The sequence below is a fragment of the Streptomyces sp. NPDC099050 genome (assembly GCF_044759865.1).
Classification (GTDB): Bacteria; Actinomycetota; Actinomycetes; order Streptomycetales; family Streptomycetaceae; genus Streptomyces.
On the sequence record NZ_JBIWAE010000002.1, the window covers coordinates 517769 to 537683 of the forward strand.

Annotated in this window: 19 protein-coding genes; 10 read left to right on the forward strand and 9 right to left on the reverse strand. The window is 72.8% G+C overall.

The window, feature by feature from the left end; translation table 11 throughout:
* Window positions 1-47: 47 nt before the first annotated feature.
* Window positions 48-1451 (forward strand): hypothetical protein, encoded by a 1404-nt coding sequence (locus tag ACIQV3_RS05350; RefSeq protein ID WP_403709948.1) that lies wholly within the window; start codon window positions 48-50, stop codon window positions 1449-1451.
* Here ACIQV3_RS05350 and ACIQV3_RS05355 read toward each other — a convergent pair.
* Entirely contained in the window at window positions 1438-2364 is a 927-nt protein-coding gene (locus ACIQV3_RS05355) for a hypothetical protein (RefSeq protein WP_403709950.1), read from the reverse strand. The genes ACIQV3_RS05350 and ACIQV3_RS05355 overlap by 14 nt on opposite strands.
* A 131-nt stretch (window positions 2365-2495) precedes the next feature.
* Here ACIQV3_RS05355 and ACIQV3_RS05360 point away from each other — a divergent pair, with 131 nt between their 5' ends.
* On the forward strand, window positions 2496-2819 hold the full coding sequence (locus ACIQV3_RS05360) for a DMT family transporter (RefSeq protein WP_403709952.1): 324 nt from the start codon (window positions 2496-2498) through the stop codon (window positions 2817-2819).
* Window positions 2820-2906: 87 nt separating this feature from the next.
* Here ACIQV3_RS05360 and ACIQV3_RS05365 read toward each other — a convergent pair whose 3' ends face one another.
* Window positions 2907-4562 carry a hypothetical protein gene (locus tag ACIQV3_RS05365; RefSeq protein ID WP_403709954.1) on the reverse strand — a complete coding sequence of 552 codons (1656 nt, stop codon included), beginning with the start codon at window positions 4560-4562 and terminating at the stop codon, window positions 2907-2909.
* 188 nt (window positions 4563-4750) lie between these two features.
* Here ACIQV3_RS05365 and ACIQV3_RS05370 point away from each other — a divergent pair, with 188 nt between their 5' ends.
* Complete coding sequence (locus tag ACIQV3_RS05370) at window positions 4751-5299, forward strand: TetR/AcrR family transcriptional regulator (RefSeq protein WP_403709956.1); 549 nt, start codon at window positions 4751-4753, stop codon at window positions 5297-5299.
* 573 nt (window positions 5300-5872) lie between these two features.
* On the forward strand, window positions 5873-6853 hold the full coding sequence (gene dapD, locus ACIQV3_RS05375) for a 2,3,4,5-tetrahydropyridine-2,6-dicarboxylate N-succinyltransferase (RefSeq protein ID WP_327307364.1): 981 nt from the start codon (window positions 5873-5875) through the stop codon (window positions 6851-6853).
* 145 nt (window positions 6854-6998) lie between these two features.
* On the opposite strand, the gene ACIQV3_RS05380 is transcribed toward dapD, so the two are convergent.
* From ACIQV3_RS05380 to ACIQV3_RS05390, 3 genes are all read right to left on the reverse strand, one after another.
* Complete coding sequence (locus ACIQV3_RS05380) at window positions 6999-7253, reverse strand: hypothetical protein (RefSeq protein WP_266876878.1); 255 nt, start codon at window positions 7251-7253, stop codon at window positions 6999-7001.
* Window positions 7254-7409: 156 nt separating this feature from the next.
* A complete protein-coding gene (locus tag ACIQV3_RS05385; protein ID WP_403709959.1) occupies window positions 7410-7871 on the reverse strand; it encodes a GNAT family N-acetyltransferase in 462 nt (153 codons plus the stop codon).
* Between the two features lie 59 nt (window positions 7872-7930).
* Complete coding sequence (locus tag ACIQV3_RS05390; RefSeq protein WP_403710162.1) at window positions 7931-9772, reverse strand: endonuclease/exonuclease/phosphatase family protein; 1842 nt, start codon at window positions 9770-9772, stop codon at window positions 7931-7933.
* Window positions 9773-10036: 264 nt separating this feature from the next.
* Here ACIQV3_RS05390 and ACIQV3_RS05395 point away from each other — a divergent pair, with 264 nt between their 5' ends.
* Both ACIQV3_RS05395 and ACIQV3_RS05400 read left to right on the forward strand, forming a co-directional pair.
* Window positions 10037-11611: a hypothetical protein gene (locus ACIQV3_RS05395; protein WP_403709961.1), complete on the forward strand. Its 1575-nt coding sequence runs from the start codon at window positions 10037-10039 to the stop codon at window positions 11609-11611.
* A gap of 166 nt (window positions 11612-11777) precedes the next feature.
* Entirely contained in the window at window positions 11778-13244 is a 1467-nt protein-coding gene (locus ACIQV3_RS05400) for an alkaline phosphatase PhoX (RefSeq protein WP_403709963.1), read from the forward strand.
* Between the two features lie 109 nt (window positions 13245-13353).
* Here the strand turns inward: ACIQV3_RS05400 and ACIQV3_RS05405 are convergent, their stop codons facing one another.
* From ACIQV3_RS05405 to ACIQV3_RS05415, 3 genes are all read right to left on the reverse strand, one after another.
* Window positions 13354-13521, reverse strand: a complete 168-nt coding sequence (locus ACIQV3_RS05405) for a hypothetical protein (RefSeq protein WP_243338429.1) — start codon at window positions 13519-13521, stop codon at window positions 13354-13356.
* Between the two features lie 102 nt (window positions 13522-13623).
* Window positions 13624-14889 carry a TerD family protein gene (locus tag ACIQV3_RS05410; protein WP_403709965.1) on the reverse strand — a complete coding sequence of 422 codons (1266 nt, stop codon included), beginning with the start codon at window positions 14887-14889 and terminating at the stop codon, window positions 13624-13626.
* A 92-nt stretch (window positions 14890-14981) separates the two neighbouring features.
* On the reverse strand, window positions 14982-15209 hold the full coding sequence (locus ACIQV3_RS05415; RefSeq protein WP_383942642.1) for a hypothetical protein: 228 nt from the start codon (window positions 15207-15209) through the stop codon (window positions 14982-14984).
* 165 nt (window positions 15210-15374) lie between these two features.
* Between ACIQV3_RS05415 and ACIQV3_RS05420 the strand changes: the two genes are divergently transcribed.
* On the forward strand, window positions 15375-15821 hold the full coding sequence (locus ACIQV3_RS05420) for a DUF6325 family protein (protein ID WP_403709967.1): 447 nt from the start codon (window positions 15375-15377) through the stop codon (window positions 15819-15821).
* 10 nt (window positions 15822-15831) lie between these two features.
* The gene (locus ACIQV3_RS05425) at window positions 15832-16197 is read left to right on the forward strand and encodes an SHOCT domain-containing protein (protein ID WP_403709969.1); all 366 of its coding nucleotides are present in this window, start codon (window positions 15832-15834) and stop codon (window positions 16195-16197) included.
* A gap of 111 nt (window positions 16198-16308) precedes the next feature.
* Here ACIQV3_RS05425 and ACIQV3_RS05430 read toward each other — a convergent pair whose 3' ends face one another.
* The gene (locus tag ACIQV3_RS05430) at window positions 16309-17832 is read right to left on the reverse strand and encodes an aldehyde dehydrogenase (NADP(+)) (RefSeq protein WP_403709971.1); all 1524 of its coding nucleotides are present in this window, start codon (window positions 17830-17832) and stop codon (window positions 16309-16311) included.
* 156 nt (window positions 17833-17988) lie between these two features.
* Between ACIQV3_RS05430 and ACIQV3_RS05435 the strand changes: the two genes are divergently transcribed.
* Complete coding sequence (locus tag ACIQV3_RS05435) at window positions 17989-18774, forward strand: IclR family transcriptional regulator (RefSeq protein WP_403709972.1); 786 nt, start codon at window positions 17989-17991, stop codon at window positions 18772-18774.
* Window positions 18775-18907: 133 nt separating this feature from the next.
* Window positions 18908-19915, forward strand: coding sequence for a hypothetical protein (locus ACIQV3_RS05440; protein WP_403709974.1), 1008 nt, complete (start codon window positions 18908-18910; stop codon window positions 19913-19915).

Genomic DNA, 19915 nt, shown 5'->3' on the forward strand with positions numbered 1-19915 from the left:
TCTCGACGGCCGTCACGACGTGACGGCGTACACGAGAGGACCCTCCGTTGACCGTTCGCCTTTCGCCGGCACGCCGCCTCGGTGCCGTGGGAGCCGCCGGGGCCGCCGCCCTGCTCGCCGCAGGACTGGCCGCGCCCGCCCACGCCGCTCAGGAAGCCGCCGCCGAACCGAGCATCGCGCTCTCCGCCGGGCACCTGTCCGGGGCCGTCGGCGCGATCGGCGACCCGGCCGTCACCGTGGACATCGCGCAGGAGGGGATGCCCGCCGCCTTCCTGAAGGTCGAGGTCCTCTCCTCCAGCAACCCGGCGGTCGCCGGGCCCGGCGACGTGCGCATCGCACGGACCTGGCAGGGCGACCGCCAACTGACCGTCCACCCGAAGGCCCAGGGTTACACCGACCTGACGCTCCGGGTGACCGGCCGCGGCGGCAAGACGGCCACGGCCACCCTCTCCTACGCCGCTTCCGCGCGAGTGGGCACCGGCGCCTTCACCACCCGCTACCTCACGGGCTCCGCCGACTCCTCGGCCGCCGTGGACGTCGGCGGCGGCTACGCGCTGGTGGCCGACGACGAGACCAACGTGCTGCGCCTGTACGACCGGCTGCGCTCGGGCGCCCCCGTGAAGACCTGGGACCTCGGCCCCGCGCTCGGCATCAAGAAGGAAGCCGACATCGAGGCCGCCGCCCGCGTCGGCGACACCGTGTACTGGACGGGGTCGCTCGGCAACAACAAGGACGGCAAGTACAAGGCCGAGCGCAACACCGTCTTCACCACCCGGCTCACCGGGTCGGGCGCCGACACCGAGATCACCTTCGGCTCCGCCTACAAGGGCCTGCGCGAGGACCTGATCGCCTGGGACACGGCGAACGGGAACCGCTACGGCTTCGCGGCGGGCACGGCGGCCGGCAAGATCCCCAAGAGCATCGACGGGTTCAACGTGGAGGGACTGGAGTTCGCTCCCGGTTCCGCCACCACCGCCTACCTGGGCTTCCGCGCCCCGCTGGCGCCCGCCGTGCCCGGCGGCAAGGCACTGGTCGTGCCCGTCACCAACATCGACCAGGTCGTAGCCGGCGCGGCCAAGGCGGTCTTCGGCGAGCCCGTGGAGATGGACCTGGGCGGGCTCGCGATCCGTGACATCCGCAAGAACACGGCGAACCAGTACCTGATCCTGGCCGGTTCCTGGGCGGCGGACGACAACTCCGACCCCTACGCCCTTTACCAGTGGGACGGGATCGCGGGCCACGCCCCGGTCAAGCGGACCGACCTGCCGACCACCGACCCCGGCGGCTGGGAAGCCATCGTGGCCGTGCCCGACCTGCGGGTCCCCGGCGCTCCCGTCCAGCTGATCACCGACAGCGGCTCCGCCGACCTGTACGGCGACGGCACCGAGGCCAAGGACCTCGACCACCCGGAGTGGAAGAAGTCCCGCGCGGCCTGGTTCACGCTGAACTGAACTCCCCTGATCGCGCCGACTGCCTGGTGAGCTCCCGTGCCAGGTCCTCGCGGCGGATCCGCCGGTCTGCGTAGAGCAGGCCGGCGGTGAGCTGCGGGAAGCAGAGCAGCAGTGTCTGCGCGAGCATCCCGCCGAGGGCGGTGAGGGCCGCGTGCACGAAGCCGCCGTCCAGCGCCGGGATCAGGCTGAGCGCCCCGGCGAAGGCGAAGGGCAACTGGACGGCGTACGCCGCCGCGAGCGCGATCGCGGCGGCGAGAGCGGTGAGGCCGAGCGTGCGCCACCAGGCCCCGCGCACCAGGCGGGCCGAGCGGCGCAGGGCGCCGAGCGGGCCGAGCCCCTCGCAGGCCGCGACCGTGGGCGCGAGCGCGAACAGGACCCCGCATCCGAGTGCGGCCGGCAGGGTGGCCGCCGCCAGGAGCGGGGGCAGCCCGGCGGCCAGGACGGCGGCGCCCGGTCCGGCCACGGCTCCGAGGACCAGGAGCTGGGTGCCGAGGACGGCCGCGCAGCGGGGGGCGGCGGCGCGCAGCAGCGTACGGGCGGTCGTGGGGCGGCCGAGTACCGCCGGGCGGAGCACGGCGCCCGTCAGGGCGGAGGCCAGGGCGCAGGTCGCCAGGGTGGCCAGGGCCGCGGCGGGAACCAGGGCGTCGACGGGCCGGGCGTGCAGCGCGAGCGCGGTCAAGGCGGCCGTGGCGACCAGCAGCAGCGCGGCGAGCTGGCCGAGGAGCATGGCGGTGGCGAGGCGGACCCCGTAGCGGGCGAGGGCGGCGAAGGCGCCGCCGAGTATCTCGGCGGGGGTGAGCGGCCGCAGGGACATCACCCCGGGCCGGGGAGCCTGCGGGGGCAGCCAGCCGCCGCCCCAGGGCGTCCACCGCGACCCGTCCCCCACTCCGTCCCCCGCTCCGTCCTGGGTCATGCGGGTCTCCCGTCCCCCGGTGCGCGCGCCCCGGTGCCGCCGCGCCGACACCGTAGCGGCCGGGACCGGGGAAGTCCCGGGGGACACGCGGATATGTACGCCCGTCCATAACGATGTGTACTGTCGTACGCATGCCCTACATACTGCTCGCCGCCGCCATCGCCGCAGAGGTCGCCGGCACCACCGCCATGAAGTTCAGCGAGGGCTTCACGAAGCTGTGGCCCTCGCTGATCACGCTGGTGGGCTACGTCATCGCCTTCACCCTGCTCGCGCAGACGCTGAAGTCGATGTCGGTGGGGACGGCGTACGCGATCTGGGCCGGCGTCGGCACGGCCGCGATCGCCGCGATCGGCATGGTCTTCATGGGGGAGGCCGCGTCGGCCGCGAAGATCGGCGGCATCGCGCTGGTGATCGCGGGGGTCGTGCTGCTGAACCTCGGGGGGACGACGCACTGACGGCGTGCCGGCGCGCCGCCCCCCCCGGCGGCCCGGCGGCCCGGAGATCTGAGGGCAGGCCGGCGGACCGTCGGACCGGACCGTCCCCTACTGGACGTCGACGAAGTCCTCGCGACTCGCGGCCGCGAAGTGGTCGGGTGCGACCTGCTCGTAGCGGGCCTTCCAGGTTCCGTCCTTGCCGGCCGTGAAGACCCTTGTGAACGTGCCGTCGGACCGGGTCGTGGTGGTGCCCATCAGCTTCCACGTGGTGGTGCCGCTCGCACGGAAGTAGACGCCGACCTGCTGGCCGGCGTACTTGCTCCAGAACGCGCCGTACGGCTGCTTGTGGGCGAGCTTGCCGGTGACGGTGACCGGCTGGCCGGCCTTGACCGGCTCCGGGGTGGCGTTGAACTCCGGGAAGGCCGTCATCGACCGGGCCACGGGGCCGGACGCCTGTGCGGCCGGCCCGGCGGGGATCGCAGGGGTTCCGGCGTACCGCAGCCGCCAGGTGCCGGGGCCCGGGTAGGGCAGCGCCGTCGCCGTGACGACGCCCGTGCTGTCACCGGCCGGGGCGGCGCTGTCCACGGTCGCCTTGGTGATCCACGGCGATGTGCCGCCGGGGCTGAACTCGACCAGGACCTTCAGGTTGGTGGGAGCCGGCATGTCGTACCGGGAGAGCCTGCCGGTGACGGTGACCTTCTTGTCCGCGCTGACGTCGGCCGTCACCGGCTGGTGGAAACCGGCGCTGGTCGAGGGGTCCACGGGCACGCTCGTCCGGGTCGACTGGAGCCAGGCCGACCCGGAGATGGTCAACAGCCCGGACCTCCTGCCGTCGACCTGGACCTGTCCGGTGAACCGGCCGTCCCTGCCGGTCTTCACGCGCCCGTTCCCGGTGTCGACCGGAGTGCCCGCGGGCACCGGCTTCATGGTGCCGTCGTCGCCCTTGAAGGTGATCCGGCCGCTCAACGGTGCCTCGCCGCCGTCCGGTCCGGTCACCTTGGCGGTGTCCAGGGTGATACTCGCCAGGGGGCGCAGGACCTGGACATCGCGCGTCTGGCCGAGCGGACTGTTCTTGAGCTCCCCCTCCGGCCGGAGGGTCACCTGGACCCCCGCGTGGTACTTCCCCTCGTTCTTCTCGGTACCGGTGAAGGTGAACGGCGTCTCGATGTGCCCCGAGGCGTCGGTGGCCACCGGGGTGGCGGCCCCCGATGTTTCCAGGACCAACTTGCCGTTGGGCAGCGGCTGATCGACGTCGTTGCGGGGGTCTCGGGCCACCGCGTCGGCCTTGACGGTGACCGTCCGGTGCTCGATCTGCGGCGTCCCGACCACCTCAAGGGCGGTGACCATGGGGATCAGGCGGTACTCGAGGGTGCTCTTGTTCTTGTGCAGGATCGTTTCGCCCAAGGTTCCGTCGTACTCGACGTCCACGCTGTACGTACCGAGGTCCGCCAGCCGCAGCGGCGTGGACCGGATGCCCGATTCGCCCTCGTCCTCCTCGCAGGAGGGCATGCACGGGTCCTCGTCATCCATGAACTCGAACGAGGTGACCGTGGCGACCCGCGTGTCCGTGCCGTGCTTGCGCAGGTGCACCTTGAGGTCCTTCGGCAGCGCGGTGCTGCCGAAGTCCAGGTAGAGCCGCGTCCGGTCGGTCCAGGCCTTGAAGCCGGACGGGTGGGAGTCGGCCGCCAGAGCGGCCGTGGGAATCGCCAGTACGGCCCCGAGTGCCGTGACCGTGCAGAGTGCAGCCAGGCTGCGCTTCCTCATGTGTGCCCCCGATGGTTCGGTTTACGTGCAAGATCGAGACGGCAGACCCGCCACTCGGGCAGAAGGTTGTACGGGGCGCCGGACCGCGCCGGGTGCGACCGGCCGCGCGAGGCCGTGTGTACTGTCGTACGCATGCCTTGCCAGCCGCCCCCCGCCGCCGTCATCGCCGTCGCGGGAGCAGCCCGCTGATGGCCGGCTCGGTGCGCCGCTACGACCCGGACCGGCGGGACCGGATCATCGCCGCGGCCATCCGGGTGGTGGGCGCCCGGGGCATCGCCGGGCTCAGTCACCGCAGCGTGGCCGCGGAGGCCGACGTGCCGCTCGGCTCCACGACGTACCACTTCAAGACCCTGGACGACCTGCTGGTCGCGGCGCTGCGGCAGGCCAACGAGGGTTTCGCCCGTGCGGTGGCGGAGTCCGCGGCGCTGGCCGATCCGGGTGCGGACCTGGCGGGAGCCCTGGCCGTCCTGCTGGGCGAGTTCCTGGGGGCGGACCGGGCGCGGGCGGAGCTGGAGTACGAGCTCTACCTGGCCGCCCTGCGCCGACCCGCGCTGCGCCCCGTCGCGGCCGAATGGTGCGAGGCCGTCTCCACGGCCCTGTCCGCGCGGACGGACCCGGCCACGGCGCGGGCGCTGGTGGCGGTCATGGACGGGATCAGCCTGCAGGTGCTGCTGACGGGGGCGGAGTACGACCGGGCGTACGCCTGCGAGGTCCTGCGGCGGGTGCTGCGGGCCTGACGCCGGCCTCTGGGCGGCTGCCCGGGTGGTGAAGCGGGCGGCTGCCCGGGTGGTTTCCCGGGTGGTGACCCGGGCGGAGCCCGGCCCCGGCTACCCGCCGCGGACCGCCGCCAGGGCGGCGGCCACGCTCGCCTCGATGTCCTGGACCGGGTAGAACCTCGCGGACGGTCCGGTCGTGGTCCACGACCGGCGTCAGGCGCTTCAGCCGATCCGTGTGAGTGCGTCCCTCCGGACTGGCCGACTGGCCCGTCAGGGTCCGCCGGGGAGGGTGCGCGGCGTCGCCTGGGCACCGCGCGTGCAACCTCAACAGTATGGACCTGTCGACGAGCGAGCTGATCCCTGTTAGGGCACACCATCGGGGGACAGTCCACCGATTCCACTGCCCGTCCACGCGACGCCTGGTACAGGCGTTCCGGCGGCGCCGGCTAGGCGGGCGGGGCGGTGCTGTGGATGTCGGTCCGGGTGGCACGGGGGCCCGTGCCGGGGCCCGTGGAAGACCCGGTGCGGCACGACCCGCGCCCGGCACATGAGACCGGTTCGCGACCGCGGGCCGTCGCCGGTTAGGTTTCGGGCATGACTGCTACGCGTACCACCGGCGCCGTCGCCGCCGGCCTTGCCACCATCACCGCCGACGGCACCGTCCTCGACACCTGGTTCCCCGCCCCCCAGCTGGTCGCCGAGCCCGGCCCGGCCGGCACCGAGCGCCTCACCGCCGAGCAGGCCGTGGAGCTGCTGGGGGCCACCGCGCCCAAGGCGATCCGCCAGGACGCGGTCCGCGGCGTCGAGGTCGTAGCCGTCCGCACCGTGATCGCCTCCCTGGAGGACAAGCCGCTGGACGCGCACGACGCGTACCTGCGCCTGCACCTGCTCAGCCACCGCCTGGTCAAGCCGCACGGCCAGAACCTGGACGGCGTCTTCGGCCTGCTGGCCAACGTCGCCTGGACCTCGCTGGGCCCGGTCGCGATCGACCAGGTCGAGACGGTCCGCCTGAACGCCCGCGCCGAGGGCCTGCACCTCCAGGTCACCTCGATCGACAAGTTCCCGCGGATGACGGACTACGTCGCCCCCAAGGGCGTGCGCATCGCCGACGCGGACCGGGTCCGCCTGGGCGCGCACCTCGCCGAGGGCACCACCGTCATGCACGAGGGCTTCGTCAACTTCAACGCCGGCACCCTGGGCACCTCCATGGTCGAGGGCCGGATCTCCGCGGGCGTCGTGGTCGGCGACGGCTCCGACATCGGCGGCGGCGCGTCCACGATGGGCACCCTGTCGGGCGGCGGCAAGCAGATCATCTCGATCGGCGAGCGCACCCTGATCGGCGCCGAGGCGGGCATCGGCATCGCCCTGGGCAACGAGTGCGTGGTCGAGGCGGGCCTCTATGTCACCGCGGGCACCCGCGTCACCCTGCCGGACGGCCAGGTCGTCAAGGCCCTGGAGCTCTCCGGCGCCGACAACATCCTCTTCCGCCGCAACTCGGTCACCGGCGCCGTCGAGGCCCGCCCGTACAAGGCGGCCTGGGGCGGCCTGAACGAGGTCCTGCACAGCCACAACTGACCGACCCCGGTCCGGTCACGCACAACGCCCTCCCACCCCGACGGGGGTGGGAGGGCGTTGTGCGTGGTGAGAGCCCTCCCGCCCCGAGCGGGGGAGGGACTCCGCGCACGCGGGGTCCGCGCGGGCCGGGGATCCGGCCGCGGCGTCAGTGCAGGGGGATCGTGCGGACCAGGCCCGCGAAGGCCTGCTGCTCCGCTTCGGTCAGTTCCACCGACTCCATCGGGTGGACCGAGGTACCGCGCTGGGCGGGGATGACCGAGAGACCTTCGAAGGCGCCTGGTTCCGGGTGGTGGAAGCGGCTGTCCCACAGCATGTGGCCGAGGCCGATCAGCCAGACGGCGGCGGCCACGAGCAGGACGGCGATGCCGATTTCCTGAGCGAGGGAAATGGAGGGGAACACGCGGTCCTCCAAAGGAGTGCTGGAGTGCGGTACAAGATCGGGCGTGGGGACACTCAACACCAGAACCGCCCGAATGGGTAGGGATGTGCCGAGCGTCACGCCAGGGCCAAAGGTCCCGTCCTGGGCTCCCGACCGTCCCGGTCAGGTCAGGCCAGGTCAGACCAGCGGCAGCTTGAAGCCCTCGTGGCTCCGGGTGTAGCCCAGCCGCTCGTAGAAGCGGTGCGCGGCGGTGCGCCGCTTGCTGCTGGTGAGCTGGATCAGGCCGCAGCCGCGCTCGCGGGCCCGGTCCGCCGCCAGCTCCATCAGGCGGGCCCCGAGCCCCCCGCCCCGCCGGTCCGCGCGGATCCGTACCGCCTCCACGAGGGCCCGCTCCCGCCCGCCCTGGCCGAGACCCGGGATGTACGTCAGCTGCAGGCAGCCGAGGAGCACCCCGCCCTCCTCCAGGATCAGCATCTCGTTGCGCGGGTCCGCCTCGATCGCGGCGAAGGCCAGCTCGTGGGCCTCGGAGACCGGCTCGCGGGCCGGCTCGGGGGGCCCGGCCGCGGCCGGGCCGTCATCCTGGGCCAGCAGGGCGAGTACGGCGGGCAGGTCCTGGCGCGTCGCGGGGCGGAAGATCATGCCGGGATCATGCCAAAGGGGCCGGGCGGCGGTGCGGCCCGGCCCCTTCGGCGCCGCCGCTACGGGCGGAAGCGCACGACCTGCGGGTCGTGGTCGCTGTTCTGGTCGGCGAACTCCGCGTTGATGTGCACGCTGTCGTAGCTGAACTGCTTGATGCCGGGGCTCGTCAGGATCTGGTCGAGGACCTGCGCGTTGCCCTGGAAGACGTACGAGTAACGCTCCGGCTTCGGCAGCGACTTGATCGCCGCGTACAGCGCCCCGCCGTCCTCCAGCGCCTTCGTCGTGTTCGAGAACTCGAAGTCGTTGATGTCGCCGACCACGAGGACCGAGGCCTTCTTCTCCACCGCCAGGATGTCCTTCACGAACCCGTTGACGGCCTGTGCCTGCAGCAGCCGCTTGGCCTCGGAGGAGCGGACCGGAGGCTGGATCGAGGAGGTCAGGCCCTGGTCGCCGCCCTTCGAACCGAAGTGGTTGGCGATCACGAAGACCGTCTTGCCGCGGAAGACGAACTCGCCGGCCAGCGGCTTGCGGCTGTCCACCCACGCCGGGTTCGCCGGGTCGATCCGGCCGGGGGAGTGGGTCAGGGCGGCCTTGCCGGCCTCGTTCACCACGCCGGTCGCCGTCACGGCGTCGCCCGGGGCGCGCTCCGTGAAGGACACCCGCGCCGGGTTGAAGAGGAACACCTGGCGGATGTTGCCGCCGGGCTCGCCGCCGTCCTTCTTGTCCTCCGGGTCGATGCTCCGCCACTGGTAGGCCGGGCCGCCCGCGGCCGTGATGGCCGCGGTGAACTTCGTCAGGGTGGCCCCGGCCGAGACCGTGCCGTCGTTCTTGGCGCCGTTGTCGTCCTGGATCTCCTCCAGGGCGAGGATGTCGGGGGAGGCGAGGTTCTCGACGACGGCCTTCGCCAGGTTGTCGAACTTCGCCTGCGGGTCGGACGGGTCGAGGTTCTCCACGTTGTACGTGGCCACCGCGAGTTCCTTCTCGGCCTGCGGCTTGGTCTTCTCGGGGGCGAGGGTGCCCGCCTTGACCGTGCCGAGGGTGCGGGCCACCAGGGTGTAGCCGCCGAACTGGTTGAAGTCCAGGGGGCCTTCGGTGGGGCCGGTCAGCTTGTCGCCGACGTTGGCCACCGGGAACGGCTGCTGCGCGAGGGGCGCGAGCTGCTGGATCTGGAGGCGGCCGGTGTTCTGGGAGTCGTACGAGCCGTAGACCGTGCCGCCGCGCTTGGTGTTGTTCTCCCAGCCCTTCACCGTCACCCACATCGCGGCGTACGGGTCGGTGGCGCCGACCACGCGCGAGGTGCCGATCGCGATGTTCATGCCCTCCAAGGACTCGTAGTAGTCCAGGGCGTAGCGCGAGGGCTCCAGGGTCAGGCCGTTGATGCTGCCGGCGGCGGCCGGGTCGCCGTCCGCGGTGTACGCGCAGGGGACCGAGTACTCGTTGACGGCGGTGGCCGCGGGCACCGCGTTGCCGGAGGAGACCACGGTCACGACGGGCTTGGAGATCTGCGTGACCGACTGGTTGCCGGAGGCGACGCCGCCGGGGATGTACTCGCCGACCAGACCGGAGACCGTGACGGCGTCGCCGACCGCGACGGTCGGTACCGAGCTGGTGAAGACGAACACGCCCTCGCTGGTGGCGTCGTCGTCGTCCGTGTCGGGGTCCTGGATCCAGAAGCCGCGCGAACCGTACGTACGGACGCCCGTGACGATGCCCGCCACGTCGGCGACCTGCTTGCCGGCCAGCGGGGATATCCGGGTCGTGCCCTGGATGTCGTGGATGCGTATCGGATCGGCGGACACGGCGCCTTCGGCCGCGTCGGCGGTGCCCGCGAGCAGGCCGGTGGCCAGCGCGGTGGCGACGAGGGCCGCGACGGCGGCGGAACGGGGATGCGAGGAGCGCATGGGCGGGAACTCCGGTGTGTGGAGGAGGAAGCAGATATCTACGCGCGTCAATTTCCTTCGTGCCCGGCAAAGTTGTCAAGCCCTACAGGGAATACGGGGGTTGACTGTGGGATGAACCAAAGGGGAGAGACCGCCGGGACCGCCCGAAATGCGTCTACTCTGGGGCGCCGTACCACCCGTACCCGAACCACCCGAACCACCCGTACCAGTACCGCCCCAACCACCCGTAGCCGTACCACCCGTGCCCGCGAGGAGAACCGCCCCATGTCCGCAGACTCGCACCCGACGCTGCCGCCGGTACGGCTGCTCCCCGACGCGGAACTGGCCCGCGAGGCCCTGGCCGCGCCGCTGTTCGCCCGCGCCGTGCGCCTCGCCCGGTGGGCCGGACCGGACACCCGCGTGGACACCGGTGGCGAGCTCGTCCCCGGGCAACTGCCGCAGGCCGTGGCCCTGCTGGGCCTCGACCCCGCCGACGAGGACTCCGCCGCCCACGCGAGCCAGGCCTGGCGGGTGGCCGTCGACACCGGCCTCGTCGACGTCACCGAACCGGAGGAGCACGGAGCCGGCTCCGGGGAAGCGGACGGGGACGCGGACGGGGACGGGGAAGCGGACGGCGACGGGGACGGCCGGGAGTTCGGCACCGCCGAGCCCGGCGAGGACCTGGCGCTGGTGACCGGCGGAACCCCCGGCGACGTGCTCGACCTGTGGCTGGCGGCCCTGGACACCGTCCTCGCGGACGCGGCGGTGCCCGCCCTGGACGACCTCGTCGACGCCCTCGACGCGGGTGGCGAGATCGACTTCGACCAGCTCGACTGGAACCCGCGCCGCGAGGCCGACTTCCTCGACGGGGTCCTCGCCAACCTCTACCTGCTCGCCGTGGCCGAAGGCGGCACGGCCGACGGGCCGGTGCCGCTCCCGGTGCTCGCCGCCTCGATGGTGGTGCCGGACGACATGGGCGATCCCACCGACGCCGTCCTGGAGCAGGTCTCGGACGCGATGATGCGCCTCGACGACCAGTTCCGGCAGCTGGAGCCGATCGGGCTGGTCGAGTTCCGCCCCGTCGACGAGGAGCTGATGGCGGAGGCCGAGGACGAGGATTTCCTCGCGGCCGGCGAGGGCTCCGGCTCGGCCCCCGACGAGGAGGACGTCTCCCGGTACGGTCTGGTCCGTCTGACCCCGCTCGGGCTGTACGGCATCCGGGCACGCATGCTGGAAGCGGGCGTCGAGGCCCCGGCCGTCGGCGAACTCGCCGGCAAGGGCGCGGACGTGCTGCTCGACGTGGTCTCCCACTACTCCGAGGCCGCCGCCGAGGCCGAGATCGAGCAGTGGCTGGCCGGCCGCCCCGTGCCCGAAGCCGCCGCGGAGCTGCTCGCCGCCGCACGCGGGGCCGACGCGGGCGGCCCGCTGCGCCGGCTGCGCTGCCAGCAGGCCCTCGCCCCGGCCGGAGCGGAGGCCGAGCCGGCCGTCCGCGCGGTACTGGACGACGCGGAGCTCGGCGGGCTCGCCCGGGTCTGGCTGGCCGAGCGCGGGGTGGCCGACGTACCGGCGCCGGACGAGGAGATGGTGTTCTGGCTGACGGTCGACACGATCGCGGCGCAGCTCGCGACGGGCGGTGCGGACGGCGGGGGAGCCGGGGCCGGGGAGGGCGCCGAGGCGGAGCTGCCGCTCCTGATCCAGTCGCTGACCGCCCACCACGCCGGGTTCTTCGAGCAGGCCTGGCGGGTGGAGCACCCGGCGACGGCCCACGTGCTGGAGGCGATGGGGCGGCTGCACCCCGACAAGAAGGCCGCCAAGGAGGCCCGGAAGGCCGCGTTCAAGGCCCGTTCCCGGGGCGTGTGAGGCGCTGGTAACCGGCCGTTCCCGAAAGGGAGTCGGCCAACCGTGACACCGGTCAAGGGGTCGATTCGTTTTCCCGGGTAGTTCAGTCGGCGTTCACGTGCGGGCGGGAGCGTGTGCGCCGACGACCGCACGACAGGCGCAGCACCTCCCCACCCCTGGAGACCCGATGCCGCTCAGCCGCAGAGATTTCACCACCCGCACCGCACTCGCGGGTGCGGGAGTCGCGCTCACCGGAACGGTCGGGGCACTCGCCACCGCCCCCGGCGCCCTCGCCGCGGACGACGGCGCGCTCCAGGACGCCGACCTGAAGCACGGCCACGGGCACGGCCACGGGCACGGCCCCGGCCCCGGCTACGGTCCGCTCGTCGCCGACCCGGCCGGCATCCTGGCCCTCCCCGCCGGATTCACGTACCGCGTGATCACGCACAGCGGTGTCACCACCCTCGACTCGGGCGAGAGCACCCCCTCCAACCACGACGGCACCGCCGCCTTCGAGGGCCACCGGGGCGTCACCCTCCTCGTCAACAACCACGAGCTGAAGGGCCCCCGCTCGAACTGGACGCACCCCGTCCCGCTGGCCGAGGGCCTCGTCTACGACCCGGGCGCGTCCGGCGGTTGCACGGTCGTCGAGGTCCGGCGCGGCGGCGAGGTCGCCGAATGGGTGGGCATCGCCGGTACGTCGACCAACTGCGCGGGCGGCTCCACCCCCTGGGACACCTGGCTGACCTGCGAGGAGAACTCGGACCTCGCCGGGAAGAACGGGATGACCAAGGACCACGGCTACGTGTTCGAGGTCGATCCGCACGACCGTCGCGCCAACCTCGACCCGAAGCCGATCAAGGCCTTCGGGCGTTACGACCACGAGGCCGTGGTCATCGACCCGCGTCAGGGTCACGCCTACCTCACCGAGGACGCCTCCAACCCCAACGGGCTGCTCTTCCGCTGGACCCCGCCGAGCGGCTTCCGCCACGGGCGCGGCAAGCTCCGTACCCTCGCCGACGACGCCGGTGTGCTGGCGGCCGCCAAGTGCTTCGACAGTGCGGGACGGTTCGTGGACGACCTCTCGCGGGCGACGAGGATCGGGACCACCTACGGGGTCGACTGGATTCCGGTCCCGGACCGCGACGCGCGCACATCGGCGGTGCGCAAGCAGTTCGGGGAGTCGGCCGTGACCCGCGCGCGCAAGCTGGAAGGGATGTGGTGGGCCGACGGCGGGGCGTACTTCGTCTCCTCCTACGCCCGCGAGGAGAGCCCGGGCGCGGCCCACGACGGTCAGGTGTGGTTCTACGACCCCAAGCGGCGCACGGTGCGGCTGCAGGTCCTGCTCGGGGTGAACGCCGACCCGTCGGTGGAGGGCGGGTACGACGGCCCGGACAACATCACGGTCTCCCCGTACGGCGGTCTGATCATCGCCGAGGACGGCTCGGGGCTGCAGCACCTCTTCGGGGCGACCGAGTCGGGGCGCACGTACCCGCTGGCCCGCAACGAGATGAACACGGGGACGGCGCAGGAGCCGGAGTACTCGGAGTTCACGGGCGTCTGCTTCTCCCCGGACGGGCGGACCCTGTTCGTCAACATCCAGGACCCGGGCATCATGCTGGCCGTCACGGGACCGTGGCGGCGCGGGCGCTGATCCGGGAGCGGTGACATGAGAAGAGCCGCCGGGCCCGCGGGCCCGGCGGCTCTTCTCGTCGTCTCACATGTTCGACTGTTCGGCGCTTCTTCTGTTTCTTCTGTTTCGTCTACTGAGCTTCGGCGCGGCTGGCCGCGGCCCACTCTTCGAGGAGGAACTCGTACGCCTCGGAGGGCCACTCGCCGTCCACCCGGCTCTCGACGAGCTGCCGGATCGCCTCGTTCGCCTCGGCGGCGGACGGGCGCGCGGGGCCCGCGGGCTGGAGTGTCTGGTGCATGGTTCCAAGGCTACGGGCGGCCACTGACAGCCACCTCCGTATTAAGGGTGGAACAGATCACCCGGGACGGGCCTCCGTCGCTCCATGTGCCCGCCCACCTGCTCAGAGTGCCTGTGCGGCCGGTTTGACCATGCCCCGCACTGTGCGCGACTTCACAAACTCGCCCATGGCCGTCATCTCCCATTCGCCCGAGAACTGCTTGATCAGCTTGGCCATCATCACGCCGGTCTGCGGCTCGGCGCTGGTGAGGTCGAAACGGACCAGCTCCTCGTTGGTCGCGGCGTCGATGAGGCGGCAGTAGGCCTTCGCCACCTCGGTGAACTTCTGGCCGGAGAAGGAGTTGACCGTGAAGACGAGGCCCGTCGCGTCCGCGGGCAGCCGGCCGAGGTCCACGACGATCACCTCGTCGTCGCCCGCGCCGTCGCCGGTCAGGTTGTCGCCGGAGTGCTTGACGGAGCCGCCCAGGATGGAGAGCTTGCCGAAGTAGCAGCTGTCGATGTGGTTGCGCTGCGGGCCGTAGGCGATGACCGAGGCGTCCAGGTCGATGTCCCGGCCGCGGAACGCGGGCTCCCAGCCGAGGCCCATCTTGACCTGGGAGAGCAGCGGGCGGCCGCCCTTGACCAGGGAGACGGTCTGGTTCTTCTGGAGGCTGACCCGGCCCTTGTCGAGGTTGATCTTCCCGGCGCCGGGTGCGGGGGAGGCGGCGGGAGCCGCGACCGGTGCGGGGGCGACCGGTGCGGGGGCCGGGGTCGCCCCGGGGGCGCCGCTGGTCAGCCAGGGGGAGGCCGCGTACGTGGGCGGCGCCGGGGGAGCCGGGGGCGCGGGCGGTGCGGGCGGGGCGACGGGGGCCGGGGCGGCGGCCGCCGGAGCCGGCTCGTCCTCCACCGAGACCCCGAAGTCGGTCGCGATGCCGGCGAGGCCGTTCGCGTACCCCTGGCCGACCGCGCGGACCTTCCACACGCCGCCGCGCTGGTAGACCTCGACGACGACCAGGGCGGTCTCCGCGCCGAGCTGCGGCGGGGTGAAGGAGGAGATCACCGCACCGCCGCCGGCGTCCCGGACGGTGGCGGTGGGCTCGATGCCCTGGAAGGTCTGGCCCGCGGCGTCCGGGCTGGCGGTGATGACGATCCGCTCGATGTCGGGCGGGACCGAACCGGTGTCCACGGTGATCGAGTCCGGCGCCGTGCCGCCGCCCGAGCGGTAGGTGACGCCGGGGCCGGACGGCTGGTTGAAGAAGATGAAATCGGCGTCGGAACGCACCTTGCCGTCGGCGGCGAGGAGCAGCGCGGACACGTCGAGCCGCACCGGGGCAGCCACGTCGACCGTCACCCGGACGGCATTGAGCGGCAGGTTGGAACCAGGGGTCATAGCGGTCATGCCGGGAGAACGACCGAGGCGGCTTTGCCGTTCCCTTACTTTCACCCGGTTTCCCGGTTCTTCACCCGCGTCCCACACATCCCTCAGACCCGGCCCCGGTTGCGGGGGTGGTTCCTGGCGGTCCGCTCGTTGCCGAATTTGTAGGAGCCGGTCCAGCGGGCCATGACGAGCTGGGCGTCGCCGGCTTCGACCTCGGCCAGGAACGCGGCGGCCCGCCCGCCCCGGAGGGTGGCCGCGGACCGGCCCTGGTGGGTGATGACGACGCTCTGGTCGCCCCGCTGTTCGTACGAGAATCCGTGAGGTTTCGGCATGGGCCGAGGGTGCCGTCCCCGGCTGTGGGCTGCAACGCAATTTGCCCCGGGCGGGCTCCGGTCCGGCCCCCGCCCCGCCTCGCCCCGCCTCGCGATGCGGTGTCAGCTCCGCCGAGTAAGATCCCTTTTGCGGTGATTTCTTGCGCTACGGAAGAGGTTCTGCTCATGCCTGCTGGTGCAGCTCTTACGGCCGAATCGATCGGCCCGGTGGACGTCGCCGTGGTCGCCTTCGACGGCAATCGGTTCAACGGTGATGTCGCCCCGGCCCTGCGCGAGCTGCAGGAGAGCGGAGTGGTGCGCATCCTCGACCTCACCTTCGTCCGCAAGGAACGGGACGGCGCGGTCTCCGTGGTGGAGCTCGCCGACTCCGAGGTGGCCGATCAGTTCGAGCGGATCCTCGGCGAGGAGTTCGACCTGCTGAGCGACGAGGACCTGGAGACCGTGGCGCAGGGCCTCGCTCCGGAGTCCTCCGCGCTCGTGGTGGTGTGGGAGAACGCCTGGGCCACCCGCCTGGCCTCGGCGGTACGGGAGTCCAACGGGCAGGTGCTCTTCATGGAACGCGTTCCACGGGACGGCGTCGAACGAGCCGTCGCCGCCCTGACCGAGAAGTAGGAGGAGAGACATGCGCCGACGCATGGGGCGTCCGGGTCTGCTGGGCGCGATGGCCCGCACCGCGGTCGTGGCGGGTACGGCCACCGCCGTCTCGGGCAGGATGCAGCGGGGCCAGGCCGAACGCAGCGCGCAGGCGCAGGCCGCGGCGGACGCCGAGCAGCAGGCCCTCGTCAACCAGGCCGCGGCCCAGGCGGCCGCGCAGCAGCAGGCCTGGCAGGCGCAGCAGGCCCAGCAGCAGCCCCCGCAAGCCGCCGCCGCGCCGGCCGCCGCGGTCGACAGGGTCGGCCAGCTCACCGCACTGGCCGAACTGAAGGCCCAGGGCCTGCTCACCGACGAGGAGTTCGCCGCCGAGAAGGCCCGGGTCCTGAACGGCTGACAGGCCCTGCGGGCCTCGTCCGGATCCCGATTCCGATCCGGATCTGGATTCTGATCAGCATCAGCATCAGCATCAGCATCCGCATCCGGATGCGCATCCGGACGGCAGCCCCTAGCCTCCCGTGACCCGTCGCGGGAGGTTCAGGGGGTTGGCCTCGCGGAGTTCCGCCGGGAGCAGCGCGTCCGGCACCGACTGGTAGGCCACCGGGCGCAGCCAGCGCTCGATCGCCGTGCCGCCGACCGAGGTGGAGTGGGAGGTCGCCGCCGGGTAGGGGCCCCCGTGGTGCTGGGCCGGGGCCACCGCGACACCGGTCGGCCAGCCGTTGACCACGACCCGGCCCGCCAGCGTCGTGACCTGGGAGATCAGCTCCGCCGCCGGACCCGGGCCGCCGTCCGCCTCGGCGGCCGACAGCTGGAGGGTCGCGGTGAGGTTCCCAGGGAGCCGCCCGAGCACGGCGGCGGCCTCGTCCTGGCCGGCGTACCGGACCAGCACGGTGACGGGGCCGAAGCACTCCTCCAGGAGCGCCTCGTAGGGCCCGCCCTCCAGGAGGGTCCGCGCCGGCACGCTCAGGTAGCCCGCGCCGACGGTGTGCTCGCCGCCCGCGCCGGGCGTGACGGGTGCGTCGACCCCGGGCAGGGCGGCGCGTTCGCGGACTCCGGCGACGAAGTTCTCCCGCATCCGGTGGTCGAGGAGCACCCCGGGCTCCGTCTCGCCGAGCGCCTTGGCCAGCGCCCCGGCGAGCCGGTCCCCGTCCGCGCCCTCGGGTACGAGGACCAGGCCCGGCTTGACGCAGAACTGGCCGACGCCGAGCGTGACCGAGCCGGCCAGCCCGCCGCCGATCTCCTCGGCGCGCTCGGCGGCGGCCGCCGGGGTGACCACGACGGGGTTGAGGGAGCCCAGTTCGCCGTGGAAGGGGATCGGTACGGGCCGTGCGGCGGCGGCGTCGAACAGGGCCCGCCCGCCCCGGATGGAGCCGGTGAACCCGGCGGCGGTGACCAGCGGGTGCCGGATCAGCTCCAGGCCCGCGTCGAACCCGTGGACCACGGCGACGACCTCGGCCGGCAGCCCCGCGGAGACGGCGGCCCGGCGCAGCAGCGAGGCGCACAGTTCGGAGGTGGCCGGGTGGTCGGGGTGCGCCTTGGCCACGACCGGGCAGCCCGCGGCCAGTGCGCTGGCGGTGTCGCCGCCGGGCACGGAGAAGGCGAGGGGGAAGTTGGAGGCGGCGTAGACCGCGACCACGCCCAGCGGCACCTTGTAGCGGCGCAGTTCCGGGCGGGGCGGGGCGGTGGTGGGATCGGCGCGGTCGATGCGGACGTCGAGGTAGGAGCCCTCGTCCACGGCGTCGGCGAAGGCGCGGAACTGGCCCGTGGTGCGGGCGAGCTCGCCGGTGAGCCGGCCGGGGCCGAGCGCCGTCTCGGCGTCGGCGGCCTCGATGACGTGGGAGGCGGCCCCGTCGAGCAGATCGGCGGCGGCGCGCAGGAAGGCGGCGCGCCTCCCCGCGTCGGCCAGCGAGCCGCGGGCGGCGTGGGCCGCGCGCACGGCTTCGTCCAGCTCCCGGGGTGTGGCCTCCACCGCAACCTGCTCGCGGTGCTTCCCGGTGCGGGGGTCCACACTCCAGACTGGTGTTGCTGCCATGGCGAACTGCCTCCTGGATCTACGCTGACCCGCGCGGATGCGTTCAGTATTGTGAACGCTGTTCCGTTGGATGAATGATCACATCCACCGTGGACTCTATTTCCGTGTCTTCCGGGTTGACAAGAGACAGCAAGAGACAGAGGGGCGCGAAGGCGGATGACCACCACAGCTGAGCCGGGGGGCTCGGGAGCGTCGGCGGCCGTCAAATCGGCGGTACGCACGGTCCTGTTGCTGGAGCACTTCGCCTCCCGGCCGGGGCTGCACAGCCTCGCCGACATCCAGAGCGACCTCTCCCTGCCCAAATCCAGCCTCTACATGCTGCTGCGCACCCTGGTGAACCTGGGCTGGGTGGAGACGGACGCGACGGGCACGCGGTACGGCATCGGCGTCCGGGCCCTGCTCGTCGGCAGCTCGTACATCGACGGGGACGAGGTGGTGGCCGCGGCCCGGCCCACGCTGGACCGGCTCTCCGACGACACGACCGAGACGATCCACCTGGCCCGCCTGGACGGCACGAGCGTGGTCTACCTGGCCACCCGGCAGTCCCAGCACTACCTGCGCCCCTTCACCCGCGTCGGGCGGCGGCTGCCGGTCCACTCGACGGCGCTGGGCAAGGCGCTGCTGGCCACGCACACGGACGAAGAGGTACGCGCACTGCTGCCGCGCCGGCTCGAAGCCGTCACCGAGCACACCATCACCGACCGGGAGCGGCTCATCGAGGACCTGGCCCTGGTACGGGAGCAGGGGTACGCGGTGGACCGGGAGGAGAACACGCTCGGACTGCGCTGCTTCGGGGTGGCGGTGCCGTACCGGACTCCGGCGCGGGACGCGGTGAGCTGCTCGGTACCGGTGGCGAGGCTGACGCCGGGGCACGAACGGGGCATCAAGGCGGCGCTGTTCGCGGCGCGCGACCAGCTGTCGGTGGTGACGCGGCGGATGTAGCCGTCGGCGCCGTGGTGGACGGTGCTGGGGCGGACGGTGCTGGAGCGGAGGGTCTGGTTCCTCCCCCGGGCGGGGGAGGCGGTTCCCCTTCAAGGGGGAGGTGGCGGCGGGACGGACGCGGGACCGTTGGGTCATGACCACACGAGCGGTACACAGCAACGATGTGACGGACGCGGTGCGGCCGTCGGAGCCGTTGACGCCGGCGGCCCCCGCGCCGGGGACCGGGCGGCGGATCCTGCGGGCGGTGGCCCTGATCTCCACCCTCCCGTACCTGGCGATGAAGGCCGCCTGGCTGGGCGGGAGCCGGATCGGCATACCGGACGGCAGCGTGCTCCTGGAGCGCGGGCCGTTCTTCACCGTGGCGAACGCGGTCACGCTGGTCATGGACGCCACCGTGATCCTGCTCGTGCTGGTGCTCACCCGCCCCTGGGGCATGCGGGTGCCGTCGTGGCCGTTGATCGTCCCGGCCTTCGTCGCGACCGGGCTGCTGATCCCGATCTTCACCGCGTTCCCGGGCCAGATGGCCGTGAAGGCGCTGGGCATGGGGGCCGACGAGGCGGCTCAGGCGGCTCAGGAGCCCTTCCTGGACCCGTGGGTGTCCAACGTCGTCTACATCGGCTTCATGCTTCAAGGACTCGCTCTGGCCGGGCTGTTCGTGCCCTATGCGCGGGAGCGCTGGGGCACGCGCTGGCAGGGCGTGCTGGGGAAGAGGCTCCCGCCGTCCACGGGGGTGGTGGCGGGAGCCTCGGCGGTACTGGGCCTGGCCGTGACCGCGGTGCAGCTGTACTGGGCGTTCGGAGGCACGGCCGGGCTCAGCGCGAAGCAGGTCGCGGTGTACTCCGCGGAGACGGGCGTGGTCAACGCGGTCCACGCGATATGCGTCCTCGTGGCCGTCGCCGGGGTGCTGCTGCTGGCCGGGGGCGGGCAGCGGGCGGCGCGTTGGCCGCTGGTCCTCGCGTGGACCGGGTCGGCGGCGGCGCTGAGCTGGGGCGCGTGGCTGCTGATCGCCGTGCTGGGACCGGACGCTGTCGGCGGACAGCCCTCCACGATGATCCATCTGACCTACGCTGGCCAGATGGTCACCGGAATGCTCGGCGCGGTCGTTCTCACCCGGTTCCTCGCCTCCCGCCGTACGGCCTGA